This is a genomic window from Thermoanaerobacter sp. RKWS2 (genome assembly GCF_026240795.1).
GTDB classification, from domain to species: Bacteria; Bacillota; Thermoanaerobacteria; order Thermoanaerobacterales; family Thermoanaerobacteraceae; genus Thermoanaerobacter; species Thermoanaerobacter ethanolicus.
In genome coordinates, this window is record NZ_CP110888.1 from 1,248,045 (window position 1) to 1,266,877 (window position 18,833).

General features: G+C 34.2%; 22 protein-coding genes and 2 pseudogenes. All 24 read left to right on the forward strand.

The features are described from left to right. A complete protein-coding gene (locus OEI98_RS06390; protein ID WP_266040313.1) occupies positions 1-516 on the forward strand; it encodes a shikimate kinase in 516 nt (171 codons plus the stop codon). Further along, positions 513-1,391, forward strand: coding sequence for a TIM barrel protein (locus tag OEI98_RS06395; RefSeq protein WP_266040315.1), 879 nt, complete (start codon positions 513-515; stop codon positions 1,389-1,391). The genes OEI98_RS06390 and OEI98_RS06395 overlap by 4 nt, the downstream gene beginning before the upstream one ends. Next, positions 1,388-2,506, forward strand: a complete 1,119-nt coding sequence (gene proB, locus OEI98_RS06400) for a glutamate 5-kinase (protein WP_266040317.1) — start codon at positions 1,388-1,390, stop codon at positions 2,504-2,506. Before OEI98_RS06395 ends, proB begins: the two co-directional genes overlap by 4 nt. Further along, positions 2,496-3,740 (forward strand): glutamate-5-semialdehyde dehydrogenase, encoded by a 1,245-nt coding sequence (locus tag OEI98_RS06405; protein ID WP_266040319.1) that lies wholly within the window; start codon positions 2,496-2,498, stop codon positions 3,738-3,740. Before proB ends, OEI98_RS06405 begins: the two co-directional genes overlap by 11 nt. Before the next feature lie 29 nt (positions 3,741-3,769). After that, the gene (aroQ, locus tag OEI98_RS06410) at positions 3,770-4,216 is read left to right on the forward strand and encodes a type II 3-dehydroquinate dehydratase (RefSeq protein ID WP_004396383.1); all 447 of its coding nucleotides are present in this window, start codon (positions 3,770-3,772) and stop codon (positions 4,214-4,216) included. Between the two features lie 4 nt (positions 4,217-4,220). Beyond that, positions 4,221-5,285 carry a M24 family metallopeptidase gene (locus tag OEI98_RS06415; protein ID WP_003869828.1) on the forward strand — a complete coding sequence of 355 codons (1,065 nt, stop codon included), beginning with the start codon at positions 4,221-4,223 and terminating at the stop codon, positions 5,283-5,285. Between the two features lie 18 nt (positions 5,286-5,303). After that, entirely contained in the window at positions 5,304-5,861 is a 558-nt protein-coding gene (efp, locus tag OEI98_RS06420; RefSeq protein WP_004396379.1) for an elongation factor P, read from the forward strand. Positions 5,862-5,909: 48 nt separating this feature from the next. Then, entirely contained in the window at positions 5,910-6,371 is a 462-nt protein-coding gene (locus tag OEI98_RS06425; RefSeq protein ID WP_003868440.1) for a CD1247 N-terminal domain-containing protein, read from the forward strand. A gap of 96 nt (positions 6,372-6,467) precedes the next feature. Further along, a complete protein-coding gene (gene spoIIIAA / locus OEI98_RS06430; protein ID WP_014062810.1) occupies positions 6,468-7,466 on the forward strand; it encodes a stage III sporulation protein AA in 999 nt (332 codons plus the stop codon). Then, positions 7,463-7,974, forward strand: a pseudogene (gene spoIIIAB, locus OEI98_RS06435) (stage III sporulation protein SpoIIIAB). Before spoIIIAA ends, spoIIIAB begins: the two are co-directional and overlap by 4 nt. Positions 7,975-7,986: 12 nt before the next feature. Continuing rightward, on the forward strand, positions 7,987-8,184 hold the full coding sequence (spoIIIAC, locus tag OEI98_RS06440; protein ID WP_003869832.1) for a stage III sporulation protein AC: 198 nt from the start codon (positions 7,987-7,989) through the stop codon (positions 8,182-8,184). A gap of 8 nt (positions 8,185-8,192) precedes the next feature. Further along, a complete protein-coding gene (gene spoIIIAD / locus OEI98_RS06445; protein ID WP_266040325.1) occupies positions 8,193-8,579 on the forward strand; it encodes a stage III sporulation protein AD in 387 nt (128 codons plus the stop codon). 11 nt (positions 8,580-8,590) lie between these two features. Then, a complete protein-coding gene (gene spoIIIAE / locus OEI98_RS06450; RefSeq protein WP_266040327.1) occupies positions 8,591-9,748 on the forward strand; it encodes a stage III sporulation protein AE in 1,158 nt (385 codons plus the stop codon). A gap of 8 nt (positions 9,749-9,756) precedes the next feature. Continuing rightward, the gene (gene spoIIIAF / locus OEI98_RS06455; RefSeq protein ID WP_266040329.1) at positions 9,757-10,323 is read left to right on the forward strand and encodes a stage III sporulation protein AF; all 567 of its coding nucleotides are present in this window, start codon (positions 9,757-9,759) and stop codon (positions 10,321-10,323) included. A 19-nt stretch (positions 10,324-10,342) separates the two neighbouring features. After that, positions 10,343-10,924 carry a stage III sporulation protein AG gene (gene spoIIIAG, locus OEI98_RS06460; RefSeq protein WP_003869836.1) on the forward strand — a complete coding sequence of 194 codons (582 nt, stop codon included), beginning with the start codon at positions 10,343-10,345 and terminating at the stop codon, positions 10,922-10,924. 18 nt (positions 10,925-10,942) lie between these two features. Further along, entirely contained in the window at positions 10,943-11,488 is a 546-nt protein-coding gene (locus tag OEI98_RS06465) for a SpoIIIAH-like family protein (protein WP_003869837.1), read from the forward strand. Positions 11,489-11,586: 98 nt separating this feature from the next. Next, the gene (locus OEI98_RS06470) at positions 11,587-11,991 is read left to right on the forward strand and encodes an Asp23/Gls24 family envelope stress response protein (RefSeq protein WP_004396361.1); all 405 of its coding nucleotides are present in this window, start codon (positions 11,587-11,589) and stop codon (positions 11,989-11,991) included. 98 nt (positions 11,992-12,089) lie between these two features. After that, positions 12,090-12,512, forward strand: a complete 423-nt coding sequence (gene nusB / locus OEI98_RS06475) for a transcription antitermination factor NusB (protein ID WP_004396360.1) — start codon at positions 12,090-12,092, stop codon at positions 12,510-12,512. Continuing rightward, a complete protein-coding gene (locus tag OEI98_RS06480; protein WP_004396359.1) occupies positions 12,502-13,335 on the forward strand; it encodes a bifunctional 5,10-methylenetetrahydrofolate dehydrogenase/5,10-methenyltetrahydrofolate cyclohydrolase in 834 nt (277 codons plus the stop codon). Before nusB ends, OEI98_RS06480 begins: the two co-directional genes overlap by 11 nt. Beyond that, the gene (gene xseA, locus OEI98_RS06485) at positions 13,316-14,521 is read left to right on the forward strand and encodes an exodeoxyribonuclease VII large subunit (protein WP_003869841.1); all 1,206 of its coding nucleotides are present in this window, start codon (positions 13,316-13,318) and stop codon (positions 14,519-14,521) included. The genes OEI98_RS06480 and xseA overlap by 20 nt, the downstream gene beginning before the upstream one ends. Then, positions 14,514-14,741: an exodeoxyribonuclease VII small subunit gene (gene xseB, locus OEI98_RS06490; RefSeq protein ID WP_003869842.1), complete on the forward strand. Its 228-nt coding sequence runs from the start codon at positions 14,514-14,516 to the stop codon at positions 14,739-14,741. Before xseA ends, xseB begins: the two co-directional genes overlap by 8 nt. Then, on the forward strand, positions 14,734-15,618 hold the full coding sequence (locus OEI98_RS06495) for a polyprenyl synthetase family protein (protein ID WP_003869843.1): 885 nt from the start codon (positions 14,734-14,736) through the stop codon (positions 15,616-15,618). The genes xseB and OEI98_RS06495 overlap by 8 nt, the downstream gene beginning before the upstream one ends. Before the next feature lie 753 nt (positions 15,619-16,371). Then, positions 16,372-16,959, forward strand: a complete 588-nt coding sequence (locus OEI98_RS06500; protein ID WP_004396358.1) for a hypothetical protein — start codon at positions 16,372-16,374, stop codon at positions 16,957-16,959. 9 nt (positions 16,960-16,968) lie between these two features. After that, a pseudogene (gene dxs, locus OEI98_RS06505) lies at positions 16,969-18,830 on the forward strand (1-deoxy-D-xylulose-5-phosphate synthase). Positions 18,831-18,833 lie beyond the last annotated feature (3 nt).

The window sequence follows — 18,833 nt, forward strand, 5'->3', positions numbered from 1 at the left end:
ATGAAAAACATCGTTTTAACGGGTTTTATGGCTACCGGGAAAACTACTGTTGGCAAAAAAGTAGCTACCACTATGTCCTTCGGTTTTATAGATACGGATAAAATGATTGAAAAAATGGCAAATATGACTGTTTCAGATATTTTTGAAAAATATGGAGAAGACTATTTTAGGAGATTGGAAAAAGCAGCGGTTATAAAAGCAGCTCGATTAAAAAATTTTGTGATTGCTACAGGAGGGGGTGTTGTATTAAATCCTTCAAATATTGTACAATTAAGAAAAAATGGAGTTGTAATTTGCTTTACAGCGAGGCCAGAAATTATATTGAGGAATATAGGAAAGAATAAAGACAGGCCTCTTCTTATGGTGGATAATCCAGAAGAAAAAATAAGACAGCTTCTAAGAGAAAGAGATCCTTTTTATAGGTTTGCTGACTACACTATTGATGTATCCGATATGACAATAGATGAAGTAGCAGAGGAAGTTATAAAGGCTTACATTAGACTTAAGAAAGGATGAGGGGATTGACGATAAAATTTGGACCTTCTGGGAATTCCGACAGTTTTTACAAAGAAGGGCATAAGTCTTCTCTAGAGATGCCTGAATGGCTTTATAACATGGGGCTTGATGCGTATGAATATTCTTTTTCAAGGGGAATAAAAATTAGCGAAAAGATGGCGAAAGAGGTTAAGGAAAACGCACAAAAATTCAACATAACTATTACTGTTCATGCTCCTTATTACATAAACTTAGCTACTACTGATAAAACCAAAATGGAGAATTCTAAAAGATACTTAATAGATAGTTTAATTGCGGGAAAATGGATGGGGGCAAAAAGGGTAACTTTTCATCCTGGCTCTGCGACTGAAGGGACGAGAAAAGAGGCTTTAGAGAGAGCAAAAAAAGTTTTAAATGAAATTTTAAAAGAGATGGAGGACAAAGGACTTACTGACGTAACCATATGTCCAGAGACAATGGGAAAGAAAAACCAATTGGGTACTTTAGAAGAAGTATTGGAGCTGTGCAATGTGGATAAGAGAATTATTCCTACTATAGACTTTGCCCATTTACATGCAAGAGATAATGGAAGGTTTAAGTCTATAGAAGATTATGCAGAGGTTTTGGATATTATTGAAAGGTATTTGGGAAAAGAAAGGGCGAAAAAGATACACGTCCATTTTAGCAGAATTGAATACACAGAGCAGGGAGAAAAAAGGCATTGGACGTTAAATGACACTCAATATGGGCCAGAATTTGAGCCTTTGGCACAGCTTTTCTATGAAAGAAAGATGGAGCCTATTGTCATATGTGAATCAAGGGGAACTATGGCAGAAGATGCTTTAAAACTAAAAGAGATATATCTTAATGTTGCAAAAAGGATGTCGAAAGTATGAGAATTGTGGTAAAAGTTGGTACAAGCACTCTGACATATGAAAATGGTAAATTGAACTTAGAAATAATGGAGAAGTTAGTAAGGCAAATTGCTAATTTATTAAACAGAGGAGAGGAAGTAGTATTAGTAACCTCTGGGGCAATTGGAGCTGGAATGGGAAAATTAAATTTAAAGGAAAAACCTAAAACCATTCCAGAAAAGCAATCCCTAGCGGCTATAGGGCAAGGGCTTTTAATTGAGATTTATGAAAAGTTTTTTAATGAATATGGCAAAATTACTGCGCAAGTTCTTTTGACTAAGGAAGATTTTAGCGATAGAAGAAGGTATTTAAATGTCAGTTATACCTTGTCAAACCTGCTCAAATGGGGCGTTGTGCCAATAATAAATGAGAATGATACAGTAACTGTTGATGAAATTAAAATTGGAGACAATGACACTTTAGCGGCGCTGCTTGCTAGTTTAGTTGAGGCTGACCTTTTGATAATTTTGACTGACATTGATGGACTTTATAATAAAGACCCTCGAATTTATAAAGAGGCAAAAATTATAGAAATCGTAGAAGAGTTTTCAGATGAATTGTTTAAAATTGCGGGTAGTGCTGGGACAAAAAGAGGAACTGGGGGAATGTATACAAAGATTCAGGCAGCAAAGATATGTTGGAATTCAGGAGTTAAGATGATTATAGCGAATGGGAAAATTGACAATGTATTAAATAGGATAGCAAATGGCGAAAAAATTGGCACTACATTTTTGCCTATGAAAAACCCGATAAATAGCAGGAAAATTTGGATTGCTTTTAATGCGAAAGTGAACGGATTTCTTTTTATTGATGAAGGAGCAGCGAAAGCTATTATAAAGCATGGGAAAAGTCTATTACCAAGTGGAGTTGTAAAAACTGAAGGGGATTATGATGTAGGAGACTGTGTTGCAGTGGTTGACCATCAAGAAAAAGAGATTGCCAGAGGACTTATTAATTATTCTTCAGAAGAAGTTGAAAAGATAAAAGGTTGTAAAACTCATAATATAGAAAAAATATTAGGTTATAAGTATTATGATGAAGTGATTCATAGAGATAATCTCGTAATACTTGAAAGAGGTGAGAAGTATGGAAGTTGAAGTAAAGGCGAAACAGGCAAAAGTTGCGGCAAGAAGAATGGCTGTGTTGAATGAAAATACAAAGAATTTAGCTTTGAATCACATGGCAGATGCTTTAATAAAAGATATTGGAAAAATACTTGAGGCTAATAAAAAGGACGTTGTGGAGGCTGAAAAAAGGAATATAAAAGCTTCTCTCATAGATAGACTAAAACTTGATGAAAAAAGAGTCGAAGCTATGGCAAAAGGATTAAGAGAGATTTCTGCTCTTCCTGACCCTGTAGGAAGTATAGAAAAGATGTGGAAGAGGCCAAATGGACTTCAAATTGGCAAAATGAGAGTGCCAATTGGAGTAATAGGTATAATTTATGAATCTCGCCCGAATGTGACAGCTGATGCGGCAGGCCTATGTTTAAAGTCGGGGAATGCGGTGATTTTAAGGGGAGGAAGTGATGCGATCAATTCCAATATAGCAATTTCTTCTATTCTTGCTGAAGCTGCCTATGAGGCTGGTATTCCTGAAGGGGCAATACAGCTTATAGAAAATACCGATAGAGAAGAAGTAAACCGTATGATGAAGTTAAATGGTCTAATTGACCTCATTATTCCTCGAGGGGGAGCAAGTCTTATAAAAAATGTCATTGAAAATTCTACAGTGCCTGTAATAGAGACAGGAGTAGGCAATTGCCATATTTTTGTAGATGAGACTGCCAAGTTTAATATGGCAAAAGACATCATTGTGAATGCAAAAGTACAAAGGCCAGGGGTATGTAATGCAGTAGAGACAGTTTTGGTTCACAAATCTATTGCAAAAGAATTTTTGCCTTTAATGGTAGAAGAATTGAGTTCTTTGGGAGTAGAAATAAGAGGGTGTCAAATTACAAAAGAAATATGTCCTCAAGTTAAAGATGCTACAGATAAGGATTGGGAAACGGAATATTTAGACCTTATACTGGCTGTAAAAGTTGTAGATAGTATAGAAGAAGCCTTAGATCATATTTCAAAGTATTCGACAGGCCATTCGGAAAGCATTATTACAGAAAATTATGAAAATGCCATGATGTTTTTAAAATCAGTAGATTCGGCTGCTGTATATGTAAATGCTTCTACTCGCTTTACAGATGGAGGAGAATTTGGTTTTGGGGCAGAGATAGGAATAAGTACACAAAAAATGCATGCGAGAGGGCCAATGGGACTTAAAGAACTTACCACCTACAAATATGTAATTTTAGGTAGTGGACAAATAAGGAAATAAGGTGTATTATAGTAAAGTGAGGTGAGATTATGAAAAGAGTTTTGATAATTCATGGCCCGAATGTAAATCTGACAGGTAAAAGAGAAAAAGAGGTATATGGAGATATAAATTACGAAGAAATAAATAATCTGATAAAAAGAGAGGCTGCAAAATTAGATATAGCTGTCAAGATTCAGCAATCTAATAGTGAAGGAGAAATAATTAACCTTATCCATTCTGCAGAAAACAATTTCGATGCTATAATTATAAATCCGGCAGCTTACACTCATTACAGTTTAGCTATTATGGATGCTATTGCAGCTGTGTCAGTTCCAGTAATAGAAGTTCATATTTCAAATATTTTTGGAAGGGAGGATTACAGAAAGACCTCTGTTACTGCATCTAAGTGTAAAGGTGTGATAACGGGGTTTGGACCTTATAGTTATGTCCTTGCCCTCAATGCAGTTAAGTTTTTAGAGAATTCAATTGGGGGGTAAAATCATGAATAAAAGGTTACAAAATTTGAGAGAATTGATGAAAGAAAAAGACATAGAAGCGTTTGTTATTTATAAATTTGTCAATGTTACATATATTACTGGCTTTACTGGAGATGACAGCGTAGCTCTTGTGACCCACGATAAAGCTATTTTTATTACAGATGGAAGATATACTGAGCAAGCACAAAAAGAAGTTAAAGATTTTGAAGTTATCGAGCACAAAACTGGCATAAAAGAAGTTTTAAAAGAATACATTAAAACATTGGAGATAAAGAAACTAGCCTTTGAAGAAAATATTTCTTATGGACAGTATAGGGAATTAAAAGAGCTCTTAGAGATTGAGCTAATACCACAGGCTAATTTGGTAGAGACTTTGAGAATGGTAAAAGATGAGGAAGAAATAGAAAACATAAAAAAAGCACAAAATATTACTGATAGGGCTTTTGAGCATCTGTTAAAATTCATTAAAGTAGGAATGACAGAAAAAGAAGTAGCATTAGAATTAGAGTATTTTATGAAGAAACAAGGAGCAGAAGACCTATCTTTTGATACGATTGTAGCTTCTGGAAAAAGGTCTTCTCTTCCTCATGGAAAAGCTTCTGAAAAAGTGATAGAAAAAGGTGATTTTGTCACAATAGATTTTGGATGTAAAGTAGGTGGCTATTGTTCTGATATGACAAGAACAATAGTGATGGGGAAAGCCAGTGAAAAGCAAAAAGAGATATATAACATAGTTTTAGAAGCCCAGCAAAAAGCGATAGATAATATAAGAGCAGGTATCACTTCTAAAGAGGCGGATTTGTTAGCAAGGTCTGTTATTGAAGAAAAAGGTTATGGACAGTATTTTAGTCACTCTTTAGGACATGGAGTAGGACTTGAAGTTCATGAGGCGCCGAGCTTGTCTTTCAAAAAAGAAGAAATTTTAAAAGAAGGGGCAATTGTTACAGTAGAACCAGGTATATATATTCCCGATTTTGGTGGCGTAAGAATCGAAGATATGGTATTATTAAAAGAAGATGGTGTTATAAATTTAACTAAATCACCGAAATATTTAATTGAATTAAACTAAAGCGATGGAGGGATTTTTTTGATAGCAGCGGGTGATTTCAGAAAAGGAGTAACTATTGAGGTTGACGGACAGGTTTTTACAGTTGTGGATTTTATGCATGTTAAACCAGGAAAAGGTGCAGCTTTCGTGAGGACAAAACTTAAAAATGTCATGACAGGAGCTGTAATAGAGAAAACTTTCAGCCCAACAGAAAAGTTTGAAGAAGCAGTTATAGAAAGAAGAGAAATGCAGTATTTGTACAATGATGGAGAACTTTATTATTTTATGGACACAGAAACTTATGAGCAAATTCCTTTAAATTATGATAAAGTTGAGGACGCAATTAAATACATAAAAGAAAATATGATTGTTACAGTAAAGTTCTATAAAGGCGAAGCCTTTTCCGTTGAGCCCCCTACTTTTGTTGAACTGGAAGTTGTAGAAACGGAGCCTGGATTTAGAGGAGATACTGCAACAGGGGGTTCTAAGCCGGCAACTGTAGAAACTGGTGCTGTCATCCAAGTCCCATTGTTTATAAACGTTGGAGACAAAATAAGAATTGACACTCGAACCGGAGAATATTTAGAGAGGGTATAAACGCAGCAATTTGTCAAATACTATTTTGTAAAGGAGGGTATGTGGAATATGGAATACTTAAATGAAAGGGTTTCCTACTTAAGAGGGTTAGCAGACGGCTTAGGGATAGATGACAGCACAAAAGAAGGTAAAATAATTTTGGCAATTTTAGATACTTTAGAGGATTTTGCAGATGCTATAAATGAGCTGGAAGCTTCCCATTCCGAATTAGATGATTATGTGGGAGAAATAGATGAAGACCTTTCTGAAATTGAAAACCACATATATGGCGATGAGGACTATGAGGATGAGGATGACGACTATGACTATGATTATGACGATGATGAGGAATATGAGGATGAAGACGAGGATTATGAAGAGTATGTAGAGGTAGAATGTCCTAATTGCCATATGTTGATGAGTGTGGAAGAAGAGCTTCTGGAAGATGAAGATGCTGAGTTGGTATGTCCTCATTGCAATGAAACCCTAAAAGTAAAAAATTTGAAAATTGTAGATGATGATGAAGATTAATAAAAAAATGCCCACTAACTAAAAGTTAGTGGGCATTTTTTTATTCATAAATATTTAGCCTTATAAATATAATTTTACAAGGGGAGGGACAGGTATATGAACACAAGAAAAAATTTTGAGGAAGTACTTTATGCTCTTCCTCCGTCAGTAAGAGAGGTAATTACAAAAATTCCTGATGACCTGTTGCAAGAAGTAGAAGAAATACGTCTTAGAGTAAATAGACCTCTCACAGTTTATTTAAAAAATGAAGAAAAGTTTGTGTCAAAAGAAGGGACTATTTCTTTTTCACCTTCTTTGGCCTATATTGTTACTTCTGAAGATTGTGAAAAAGCTCTTCAATTAATATCTAAATCTTCTCTTTATGCTTTTGAAGAAGAAATAAGAAATGGATACATTACTTTAAAAGGTGGTTACAGAGTAGGTATAGTTGGAAAATGTGTGTTAGAAAATGGTTATATAAAGACTTTAAAGAATATTTCTGGATACAATTATCGAATATCAAAAGAGATAATAGGAGTGGCAGAGGAAATATTAAAATATTTAATTACTCCTTCTAAAGACGTATATAACATTTTAATAATATCACCTCCTCAATGTGGCAAAACAACTCTCTTAAGAGATATTACAAGATGGATAAGTAATGGAATAGATTTTTTGGGATTTAAAGGTAAAAAAGTAGGCGCAGTAGATGAGAGGTCAGAAATTGCCGGCTGTTACAATGGTATACCTCAAATGGATGTGGGAATTAGGACTGATGTGTTAGATGGATGTCCTAAGGCTTATGGCATGATAATGCTTATAAGGTCTATGTCTCCAGAAGTAGTAGTGACAGATGAGATAGGTAAAAAAGAGGATATAGAAGCGATTCATGAAGTGCTGAATACTGGTGTCAAGATTATAACTACAGTTCATGCAAATGACATTGAAGACCTTATGAAAAAACCTGTTTTAAAAGACGTTATTTCTTTAAGATATTTTGAACGTTATGTAATTTTAAGCAATCGTTTAGGGGCAGGTACAGTAGAAAAAATATTAGATGAGAATTTTAATACTTTGTTTAAAGGGCCCTATAGGAGAGGAAGGACTGAAAAATGAAATTACTTGGAATAGTTTTAGTTATTTTTTCTACCAGTAGTTTAGGGTATTTGTTTGCTTTGAAATATAAAATGAGGCGTTGGATACTTAAATGCATGATATCTTCATTAAATCTTTTTAAAATAGAAATCACATATTCAAAAGCTCCTTTAGGAGAAATACTCATGGCAATTTCTCGCTCTTCAGATAAAAGTATAAAATTTGTTTTTTCTAAGACAGGAATGATATTATCACAAAATGAGGGTTATACTGCAGGAGAAGCTTGGGAGATAGCTTTAAATGAATGGGACAATGGCTATCTTAAAAAAGAAGATGTACAAATTTTGAGGTCTTTTGGGTATGGACTTGGCAATTCTGACGTATACAATCAAGAAAAAATTTTGATTTAGCCATTGAGCTTTTAAAAAGGCAACTTAGTAACGCAGAAGAAGAGAGTAAAAAGAACGAAAAGCTGTACAAAAATATTGGAGTTTTGGCAGGACTGGCGATAATCATATTGTTTTTATAGAGGAGGATTATAATGAACATAGATATAATTTTTAAAATTGCGGCAATTGGCATTCTGGTAACAGTATTAAATCAAGTATTAATCCGTTCAGGGCGAGAAGAACAAGCAATGATGGTGACACTGGCAGGAATAGTAGTGGTTTTGATGATGGTGATATATATGATAAACAATTTGTTTAATGCAGTAAAAACAATATTTCAACTTTATTAGGTGATAGAATGGAAATATTTCAAATTGTTATTTTAGGAATAGTGGTTTTGATTATTTTGACAGTTCTAAGAGAAACAAATCCTGAAATGGCAATAATTTTAAGTTTGGTAGCCGGAGTCATCATCTTTATGATGATTCTTCCAAAACTCAGCGCAATTGTAGAAGTATTGAATACTCTTGCTAGAAAAAGTGGACTTGACAATATTTATTTTATGACAACTTTAAAAATCATTGGTATGGCTTATATAACAGAATTTGGAGTTCAGCTATGTCTCGACGCAAATGAGAAAAATTTGGCTTCTAAAATAGAGATAGCAGGAAAGATAATCATAATTTTTTTATCAATACCTATAATTGTTGCATTGATGGAAACAATTCTTTCAATAATGCCGTGAGGTGTAAAAGATTGAAAAAGGTACTTTTTGTAATTTTAATGATTATGATTTTATTAACAACTGCCAGAGCGGATACGGGACAACAAGATATAGAAAGCCAATTGAAAGGTATTGACACTTATCAGATTGACCGCTTTGTAAAAGAAGCTAATCAAAAAAATGGCAATATACTTCCCTATGTTGATATAAAGACTTATATACAAGATGTGATATCAGGAAAACAACCTTTTAATATAAAGGAACTCTTTGAAAATTTATTAAAATTGTTTTTCAAAGAATTATATTCTTCTGTAAGACTTTTAACACAACTTTTAATTTTGGCTGTAATTGGCGGCATATTAATGAATTTGCACAGTTCCTTTGAAAATGAAAATATAAGTGAGATTGCTTTTTTAGCGGTTTATATAGTTTTTATTGTAATAGCGGTTAAAAGCTTCACAGAAGCTTTAGGAATTGGCAAAGAGGCAATTGACAGCATGGTTGATTTTATGCAATCGATGCTACCTGTACTTATAACTTTACTTGTTTCAGTAGGTGCTTTTACCTCTGCAGCGTTTTTTCACCCTGTTGTCATTGTGACAGTTGAGTTTATAGCCCATCTGATGAGGGATTTTGTGTTGCCTATTATTTTGCTCATGACAGCTGTAAAAATTGTAGGAAATATTTCTGAAAAGTTTAGCTTGAATAAAATGGGGGATTTTTTTAAGACTTTGTCTACAGCTTCTATTTCAATTTTATTGAGTATTTTTTTAGGAGTAGTAACTATACAAGGTTTATCTTCTTCAATGGCAGATGGTGTCATATCGAGAACGGCGAAGTATACAGTTGGTGCTTTTTTACCAGTAGTAGGAGGGCTTTTATCTGATAGTGTCGATGCAGTTATAGGGGCTTCATTATTGATAAAAGGAGCAGTAGGCACTTATGGGCTTATAGCAATTGTGATAATTTCTGCAGTACCTTTAATAAAGCTTTTTTCTCTCATAATCATTTATCGCTTTGCAGCAGCAGTGATTGAACCAATCTCCGATAAAAGGATAGTAAATTGCCTTTCAGATGTGGCAACTTCTTTAACTTATGTTTTTGGGGTATTGGCTTCTGTTACTGTGATGATGTTCTTTACAATAACAGCTATTATAGGAACAGCTAATATTACCACTATGCTGAGGTAGGTGAAACAATGGAGTTTTTAAAAGACTGGATAACACAGATAATTTATATTGCAATCCTTTTGATAGTTTTAGAACTTTTAGTTCCTTCCTCCAGTTTAAAAAAATATGCTAAAGTTGCGATAGGGTTTGTAATCATGATTACTATCTTAAATCCTTTGATAAATTTTTTAAAAGGAGGAGCAAATATAGAAGCCTACGTATTTAAAAATGATTACTTTTTAAAAAACATAAATATTGAGCAAATCTCAAAAGAAGCAGAAAAGCAGAGGGATAATCTAATTGTGGCAGAATATAAAAAAAGGCTGATTGAACAGATTAAGGAAAAGCTTTTAAATCTGTATGAAATTGAGGGAGTGGAAGTAGAGGTTTCTTTTGTAGAAGACTTAAATGACAAAGAATTTGGGAAAATCAAAGAAATAACCTTATCTTTTAGAAATGCGAGAAGGGTTTCTCAAAATTCAGAAAAAATAGCAAAACCGACAGAAGATAAAAAATTTAACTATGAAGAGATTAAAAAAACAATAAGTGCATTCTATAATGTACCATTAAAGAATATATCTATAAATGAGGAATAAATTGAAAGGAGGTACTTGAGTGGATTTTGATAAACTTAAAGATAAGCTTTTAAAAGATAATAAAAAGTTGGTTGAGAATTTGACTGTTATCTTTTTAATAGGTTTAATTTTGTTAATAGGTGCGAGTGCTCTTTCAAAACCTCGCCCTTCAAATAACAACGATAACAAAGAATTGGTATTAGCTCAAAAAGAAAGTAGTAGTGAAGATTATGCTCAAAAATTAGAAAAGGATTTAAAAAATATATTGTCAAAAATTGAAGGGGTGGGAAATGTTGAGGTCCTCATAACACTAAATTCAGATGAAGAGGTAGTAGCGGCAATGGATGTAGTAGAATCCAGTACTACTACAAATGAAAAAGATAGTAGTGGAGGAATACGAGAAACCATTCAAACAGAATCAAACAACAGAGTAGTTACCTCTCAAGATACCTCTGGGCAAAATGCTCCTATTGTATTAAAAAGAATAATGCCGGAAATAAGGGGAGTGATTGTAGTTGCTGATGGAGCAAAAGATCCAAGATTAAGATACGAACTTTCTTCGGCAGTTCAAACTGCTTTAGGGATTCCTGCCTATAAAGTAAAGGTAATATCTTCAAAATAAGAGTGGGGAGGAGTTTTTATGGTCTATATGAGAAAAAAGCTTATAGCGATTATATCCCTTGTCTTGCTAATTGCTATTGCTTTTGTTTTAAACTATGGGTATACCAATAAAAAAGAAGAAGCTGCTAAAAATGAGTACAGTCAGAATTCGCAAGTTATTCAAACAAGTACTTCTTCTGCAAAAGAAACTAGTACAGAAAAAGATAAACTTTTCACTGGAATATTTACTACTTATAGAGAAGAAAGAGAAATAAATAGGAGTAGAAGTATTGATGCTTTAAAAGAAATAGTAGAAAATAAAAATACCAGTGAAGCGACAAGAGACGAAGCTCAAAGGCAAATAATAAAACTTACAGAAATAACAAATCAAGAGATGATAATAGAAAATTTGATAAAAGCTAAGGGGTTTCAAGATGCAGTTGTGATGATAGATAATGGCATAGTAAATGTAATTGTACAGGCAGATAAACTGTCAGAAGAAGAAGTGGCACAAATTGTAGAAATTGTCTCAAGGCAGACAGGAGTCTCATTAGATAATATAAAAATTATGACGAGACTGGAATAAGAAAACTTAATTGTTTTTGTAACTACAATTATGATATAATTTATTTGACAAATATTTATTTTCTCTAAAAATTTTTGCTTTTTAAGGGGGTGAAATTTATGGAAGAAAATGTAAATGCAAATGAAAATCAAGAGTTAGGAACTATTAAAATCTCTGAAGAAGTAGTTAGTGTAATTGCAGGTTTGGCGGCAACGGAAGTACCTGGAGTGGCTGGAATGAGCGGGGGAGTCGTAAACGGACTTTCTGAAATGTTAGGAAGAAAGAATCTAGGCAAAGGTGTAAAAGTAGAGGTGGGAGAAAAAGAAGTATCAATAGATTTGTACTTAATTGTAGATTATGGAGTTAGAATTCCTGAAGTAGCTTGGAATGTACAAGAAAATGTTAAAAATGCTGTGGAAAATATGACAGGATTAAAAGTTGTTGAAGTCAATATTCACGTTCAAGGGGTAAATATGGATAAGGAAAATAAAAAACAACAGCAAGTTAGAGAAGAGGAAAATTAAAATATCTACTTAAACTAACCCTCTGCTAGACAGAGGGTTAGTTTAAGTAGAGTTATGGTACAATATATGTAAGAAGTAAAATTCAAGGAGTTGGGACAATGAACAGAACAGAAGCCAGGGAATGGGTTGTAAAAATGCTTTATCAATACGACGTTTCAAGGCTACCTATAAGCAAAATATTTGAGAATTTTTATAAGGAAAACGACCCAGGCGAGCAAAAAGAGTACATAGAAAATACCGTAATAGGGGCTATTGAACATTTAGAGGAAATTGATAAGGAAATAGAAAGATACTCTCAAAATTGGGCTCTTAACCGCATGCCAAAAATAGATTTGGCTATTTTAAGGTGCAGCATTTATGAGATGCAATACGGGAATATTCCTGTAAATATTTCTATAAACGAAGCAGTAGAAATAGCTAAAAAATACAGTACAGAAGATTCTCATGTGTTTATAAACGGTTTGTTGGGAGCGTTTGTAAGGGATAAAGGATTGGAGGAAGGTAAATCAAATGATAATTGATGGTAAGGAGATTTCTAAAAAGATAAGAGAAGAGGTAAAAAGAGAGATAATGGAGTTTGGTTACAAGCCCAGATTAGCGATTTTGATGGCTGGAAATGATGAGTCTTCAAAAGTTTATGCAAACTCTAAAGTTAAAGCTTGTGAAAATGTGGGGATTGAGGCTGAAATCTATTATTTTTCAGAAAGTGAAGAGTCGAAGTTTTTTGACACCTTAAAGTTTTTAAATGAAGATAAAAATACCCACGGCATAATGATAGAAATGCCTCTTCCTAAAAACTTTAATGCTGAATTGGTATACGATACGCTAAATCCTTATAAAGACGTTGATTGCATATCTAATTATAATATGGGAAGGCTTTTTGCTGGAAAACCTCTTTTTGTTCCTTGTACTCCCAAAGCAATTTTACATATTCTAGAAAGTATTGATACTCAATTTGAGGGAAAACACGCAGTTGTAATAGGCAGAAGCAATATTTTAGGAAAACCTGTAGCTAAGCTTTTATTGGATAAAAATTGTACAGTTACGGTATGCCATTCAAAGACAAAAGATTTGGCTTATTATACTAAACAAGCAGACATTTTAGTGTTGGCAGCCGGAAAAATGAATTTGGTAAAGGGAGATATGATTAAAGAAGGGACAATTCTTATAGATGCAGGTATAAACGTTTACGATGGAAATATATATGGAGACGCAGATTTTGAATCTGTAAAAGACTTGTGTTCTTATGTAACACCAGTTCCAGGAGGAGTTGGGCCTGTGACGACAGCTATGATACTTAAAAACACCCTGGAGGCTTTTAAATATGCAATTAAAAGCACTTAACGTCAGTGAGATAACGGACTATATCAAGAGAATGATGGACAATGATATAATTTTGAGAAATGTCCGAGTAAGAGGAGAAATCTCTAATTTAAAATATCACAGCACTGGAATATATTTTACTTTAAAGGATGAAGTAGCTTCTTTAAAGTGTGTGATGTTTAATGAATATAGTAGACTTTTAAATTTTACTTTGCAGGACGGTATGTCGGTGATTGCTACAGGTAGAATAACAGTTTATGAAAAAAGCGGTACTTATCAGCTTTATGTGCAGTCTATTCAATCGGAGGGTATTGGGGCTTTATACCTTGCTTTTAATAAGCTTAAAGAGAAACTGGAAAAAGAAGGACTTTTTGATTCTGATAAAAAGGAACCTATCCCTAAACATCCTAAAAAAATTGCTGTGGTGACTTCTCCAACAGGGGCTGTAATACGAGATATAATAACAATTTCGAGAAGGAGAAATCCAACAGTAGACATTTTAGTGGTTCCTGTTTTGGTGCAAGGAAGCTCAGCCGCCGATGAAATATGTAATGCTCTTCGAATTTTGAACAAAAGGGAAGACATTGATGTAATTATTTTAGCAAGGGGTGGAGGTTCATTAGAAGAAATTTGGCCTTTCAATGAAGAAAAAGTGGCAAGATGTATTTATGCATCTCGCATACCAGTTGTTTCTGCTGTAGGCCATGAGACAGACTTTACTATTTCTGATTTTGTGGCGGATTTGAGAGCTCCTACCCCTTCTGCAGCTGCTGAAATTGTAGTACCAGACATAAAAGTTTACCAAAGGGAATTGTTTTTATTAAAAACGAAATTATTAACATTGATGACTGCTGAATTAAATCGCAAGAAAAAAGAATTTGAAGGGCTTAAAAGGGCTTTGTATCTTAATAGCCCCACTAAGAAAAGTGAAATTTTAAGGCATAAAGTTGAAAATTTAACAGCCTCTTTATACAATGAAATGCTTTCTATATACCAACATAAAAGAAATGATTTTTTAATTTTAGCAGAAAAGTTGAATTCTTTAAGTCCTTTAAAAGTACTTACAAGAGGTTATACAATTGTTTTAGATAAGCAAGAAAAAGTTATTTCTTCTGTGAAAGATATAAAACCTTATGATGAAATAAAAATTTTATTTAAAGATGGCAAAGCTAAAGCGATTGTACAAGAGGTGAAAGAGAATGAATGAGGAATTGACTTTTGAAGAAGAAATGATGAGATTAGAAGAAATTGTAAATACACTAGAAAAAGGAAATTTAAGGTTGGAAGAGTCTTTTAACTTGTTTAAAGAAGGTGTTGAAATTTCTAAGAGATTAGAAAAAAGGTTAAGTGAGGTTGAAGGAAAGATAACCCTTCTCATCAACGAAAATGAAGAAATTGATTTTAAAGAGGAGGAAAAGGATGTTTAAAGAAAAGTTAAGAGAAAAACAACAGCTTGTTGAGAAAGAACTACACAGAATACTTGATATAGATGAAAAACCAGAGATAATTTATGAAGCAATGAGATATAGTGTGTTTGCGGGAGGGAAAAGGTTAAGACCAGTTTTATGCCTTTCTTCTTGTGAGCTTTTAGGAGGAGATATAAAAAAAGCTCTTCCTGTAGCTTGTGCGATTGAACTTATTCATACTTATTCTCTGATTCACGATGACCTTCCAGCAATGGATAATGATGATTTAAGAAGAGGAAAGCCCACGAATCACAAAGTTTATGGGGAAGCTATAGCAATTTTAGCTGGCGATGGGCTTTTAAATTTAGGGTATGAAGTGTTAGTAAGACATGCTTTAGAACATCCTGAAGATTATGAAAGAATATTGAAAGCTACCAATGAAATTGCGACAGCCTCAGGATGTAAAGGAATTATTGGTGGGCAAGTTGTAGATATACTATCCCAGAATACGGAGCTTACTTATGAAGAATTAAAATTTATGCATGAACACAAGACAGGAGCTTTGATAGAAGCCTCTGTTTGCGCAGGAGCTTACATCGCTGGTGCTACAGAAGAAGAGATTCATGCCTTAAGGGAATATGCACGCTTAATAGGTTTTGCTTTTCAAATAAAAGATGATATATTGGATGTAATAGGAGAAGAGGAAAAATTGGGTAAAAAAGTAGGTAGTGATAAAGAAAAAGGCAAGTTTACTTTTGTCAATATTTTTGGATTAGAAAAATCTCAAGAGATGGTTGTAGAGCTTACACAGAATGCTATAAAGATTTTAGATAGGTTTGGAGAAAAAGCAGAGTTTTTAAAAGAGCTTTCCAATTATTTGATTGAAAGAGTAAACTAAAGCTTAAGGGAGTATTGACAATGCTTTTTGAAAGAAATGAGTTTTTTGACAGTTAAATGACTGTAGCAACCTTCTACAGACTTTGTAGAGGTTTGATATTGTCATTTTTATTATGTTATAATTAATATACCTTGAAAAGAAAGGCAAAGTGGTGCAGTATCCTAGTCAGAGGCGCTAATCCCGAAGACGGGCCTAAAAATCCGTCAAGGGCACATCGATGAAGTTCCTGGTGCTGGCTTTCAACGCCCAGTTGGGGGCTGGTGCTGGGAGTTAAGGAGGGGGGCGATCCACAATGGCATGTGGGCGTTGACCCTTCCTCCGCGGAGACCTACTTGCGTGGCTTTTACAGGCTACGGGGTAGGATGAACCTGTCTCGCGGCCATAAAGCTGCGGACAGTGTAGCCTGCCTTGAGTGATTCGGGTGGATATCAGTTGTAAGCCATAATTCAAAGAGCTCTTGAATTACTGGCTATTGCTGATGAAACCCGAATTGCAAAAGAGGATAGGGGTTAGTCCCTCTGTTGAGGAAAACTCCTAGGCTGCGCCTTGCCGGGCGGCATATTGGGGATTACGGTGCGGACTAAGTGGTAGTCCAGTCTTACCTTTGGCGACAAGGTAAAAGCGGGCTTAAAGGGGAACCGCTGAACGGCGACGTTCAGTGCACGCTTGGGAAATCCTACTGGACCTAAGCCGCAAAGTTTACCCAATATGCTACCACTTTGCCTTTATACATGTAGGAGGTCTTTTTTTATTATGAAAAATAAAAACATAAATACGAATTATAAGTGGATTTTACATATAACTATTATAACCTTTTTTCTTGCCACTATATTAAATTTTTTTTCTGATGTTGCATTAAAAGAGAGCAATCTCCTTGTAGCCTTTTGTATTCTTGGTTTTATAGTGTTAATTGGTATAATTTTTGATATAATAGGTACAGCAGTAATTTCAGGCAGAGAAGAACCTTTTCATGCAATGGCGGCTAAAAAAGTATTTGGAGCAAAGGAAGCCATAAAACTTCTTAGAAATGCTAATATTGTGGCTAATTTTTGCAATGACGTAGTAGGAGATATTTCTGGAATTGTTTCTGGTGCTGCTCTGATGGCAATAATTGTAAAATTAGCTTTTGAGGGACCCAAAGGTTCTATTTATACTGCGATTTTAGGAGGTTTATTATCTGCCATTACAATTGGAGGAAAAGCTATTGGTAAAAATATAGGTATAGCTAAAAGCCAGTCTATTGTTTATACAGTTGCTGTAATTTTTGCTTGGATAGAAAAAAACACGGGTATAAAGATTTTGCCCGATTATAAAAATAATAAAAGGAAAAAAAGAAAGTGAGGGTTTTAAATGTTAGAACAAATTAACAGCCCTTATGATTTAAAAAAATTGACAAAAAGGACTTTCCACTGCTTTGTGAAGAAATACGCCAGTTTTTAATAGAAAAGGTGTCTAAAACAGGTGGGCATTTAGCTTCAAACCTTGGAATTGTTGAACTTACAGTTGCACTTCACTATGTTTTTAATTCACCTGTTGACAAAATAATTTGGGATGTTGGGCATCAATGTTATGTACATAAAATAATTACAGGTAGGAAAGACCAGTTTGATACTTTAAGGAAATTCAATGGCCTTTCTGGTTATACTAAAAGAACGGAAAGTGTGCATGATATATTTGGAGCAGGTCACAGTAGCACCTCTATATCTGCAGCATTGGGTATTGCCAAGGCAAGAGATTTAAAGGGTGAAAAATATTCTGTTGTAGCGGTAATCGGTGATGGAGCTTTGACAGGTGGCATGGCTTTTGAAGCATTAAATAATGCAGGAAGGTCTAAAACAGATTTGATTGTCGTGCTAAATCACAATGAGATGTCTATTTCGGAAAACGTAGGTAGTTTATCTTTGTATTTAAGTAAACTTAGAACTGACCCTACTTACAACAAATTAAAACAAGAGGTTGATAATTTACTCAATATTGTACCTCCAATAGGAAAAAGCCTTCATAAATACATTGAAAGAATTAAGGATTCTGTAAAACAGTTAGTAGTGCCAGGAATGTTTTTTGAAGAGATGGGCTTTACATATTTAGGACCTATTGACGGACATGACGTTGATAGCCTAATAGAGGTTTTAGAAAGAGCAAAGAAAATAAAAGGACCTATTTTAGTACATGTTATCACAAAAAAAGGCAAAGGCTATAAATTTGCAGAAAAATTTCCTGATAAATTTCATTCTGCAGCTCCTTTTGACATACAAACAGGTAAGTTTGTAAATGAGGGGCAGGCGACTTATTCTGATGTATTTGGGAAGACTCTTACTGAAATGGCATTAAAAGATGACAAAATTGTTGCAATAACTGCTGCCATGCCAGAGGGAACAGGGCTTATTCATTTTGCAAAATTGATTCCTGAAAGATTTTTTGATGTAGGAATAGCAGAGCAGCATGCTACTACCTTTGCAGCAGGAATGGCAGTACAAGGATATAAACCTTATTTTGCAGTGTATTCTACCTTTTTACAAAGAGCTTATGACCAGCTTATACACGATGTATGTATACAAAAATTACCTGTTGTTTTTGCAATTGATAGAGCGGGAATTGTAGGAGAGGATGGAGAAACCCATCAAGGAGTTTTTGACCTATCATATTTGAGGCCTATACCTAATATAGCGATTATGTCTCCTAAAGATGCCAATGAATTAGTTGAAATGGTTAAATTATCAAGAAATCTTGACTTCCCTGTTGCCATAAGGTATCCAAGGGGAAAAGCAGGAGAATTCGATATTACAAGAGAATGCAGTATAGAGTTTGGAAAGGCAGAGTTAATTTCTGAAGGAACAGAAATAGCAATTTTTGCATTAGGAAGAATGGTAGGAAAGGTGTTAGAAGCAAAAGAAATTTTAAAAGCTTCTGATTTGCAACCCTTTATTGTCAATTTGAGATTTGTCAAACCTGTAGATGAAGAGCTGATTTTGGATATCTCAAACAAAGTTAAATTTATTGTTACAGTGGAAGACAATGTCATAGCTGGTGGTGTTGGAAGCGCTATACTCGAGCTTTTAAATTCTAATGGAATATATAAGCCAGTTTTGCGTTTAGGGTTTCCTGATAAATTTATTGAACACGGAGATGTGGAAAACTTGTTTAAAAAATACAATTTAGATGCCGAGTCTATCGCAAATACTATACTACAAAAATATAAGGAAATGAGGTAAATA

Bases quoted from the DNA above. Each gene is read 5' to 3' on its own strand.
- spoIIIAD (WP_266040325.1), top strand. From the start codon at position 8,193: ATGGAAATATTTCAAATTGTTATTTTAGGAATAGTGGTTTTGATTATT.
- OEI98_RS06425 (WP_003868440.1), top strand. From the start codon at position 5,910: ATGGAATACTTAAATGAAAGGGTTTCCTACTTAAGAGGGTTAGCAGAC.
- OEI98_RS06500 (WP_004396358.1), top strand. From the start codon at position 16,372: ATGAAAAATAAAAACATAAATACGAATTATAAGTGGATTTTACATATA.
- OEI98_RS06390 (WP_266040313.1), top strand. From the start codon at position 1: ATGAAAAACATCGTTTTAACGGGTTTTATGGCTACCGGGAAAACTACT.
- OEI98_RS06465 (WP_003869837.1), top strand. From the start codon at position 10,943: ATGGTCTATATGAGAAAAAAGCTTATAGCGATTATATCCCTTGTCTTG.
- proB (WP_266040317.1), top strand. From the start codon at position 1,388: ATGAGAATTGTGGTAAAAGTTGGTACAAGCACTCTGACATATGAAAAT.
- xseA (WP_003869841.1), top strand. From the start codon at position 13,316: ATGCAATTAAAAGCACTTAACGTCAGTGAGATAACGGACTATATCAAG.
- aroQ (WP_004396383.1), top strand. From the start codon at position 3,770: ATGAAAAGAGTTTTGATAATTCATGGCCCGAATGTAAATCTGACAGGT.
- OEI98_RS06405 (WP_266040319.1), top strand. From the start codon at position 2,496: ATGGAAGTTGAAGTAAAGGCGAAACAGGCAAAAGTTGCGGCAAGAAGA.
- nusB (WP_004396360.1), top strand. From the start codon at position 12,090: ATGAACAGAACAGAAGCCAGGGAATGGGTTGTAAAAATGCTTTATCAA.
- OEI98_RS06495 (WP_003869843.1), top strand. From the start codon at position 14,734: ATGTTTAAAGAAAAGTTAAGAGAAAAACAACAGCTTGTTGAGAAAGAA.
- OEI98_RS06470 (WP_004396361.1), top strand. From the start codon at position 11,587: ATGGAAGAAAATGTAAATGCAAATGAAAATCAAGAGTTAGGAACTATT.
- OEI98_RS06415 (WP_003869828.1), top strand. From the start codon at position 4,221: ATGAATAAAAGGTTACAAAATTTGAGAGAATTGATGAAAGAAAAAGAC.
- spoIIIAF (WP_266040329.1), top strand. From the start codon at position 9,757: ATGGAGTTTTTAAAAGACTGGATAACACAGATAATTTATATTGCAATC.
- OEI98_RS06480 (WP_004396359.1), top strand. From the start codon at position 12,502: ATGATAATTGATGGTAAGGAGATTTCTAAAAAGATAAGAGAAGAGGTA.
- spoIIIAA (WP_014062810.1), top strand. From the start codon at position 6,468: ATGAACACAAGAAAAAATTTTGAGGAAGTACTTTATGCTCTTCCTCCG.
- OEI98_RS06395 (WP_266040315.1), top strand. From the start codon at position 513: ATGAGGGGATTGACGATAAAATTTGGACCTTCTGGGAATTCCGACAGT.
- spoIIIAC (WP_003869832.1), top strand. From the start codon at position 7,987: ATGAACATAGATATAATTTTTAAAATTGCGGCAATTGGCATTCTGGTA.
- xseB (WP_003869842.1), top strand. From the start codon at position 14,514: ATGAATGAGGAATTGACTTTTGAAGAAGAAATGATGAGATTAGAAGAA.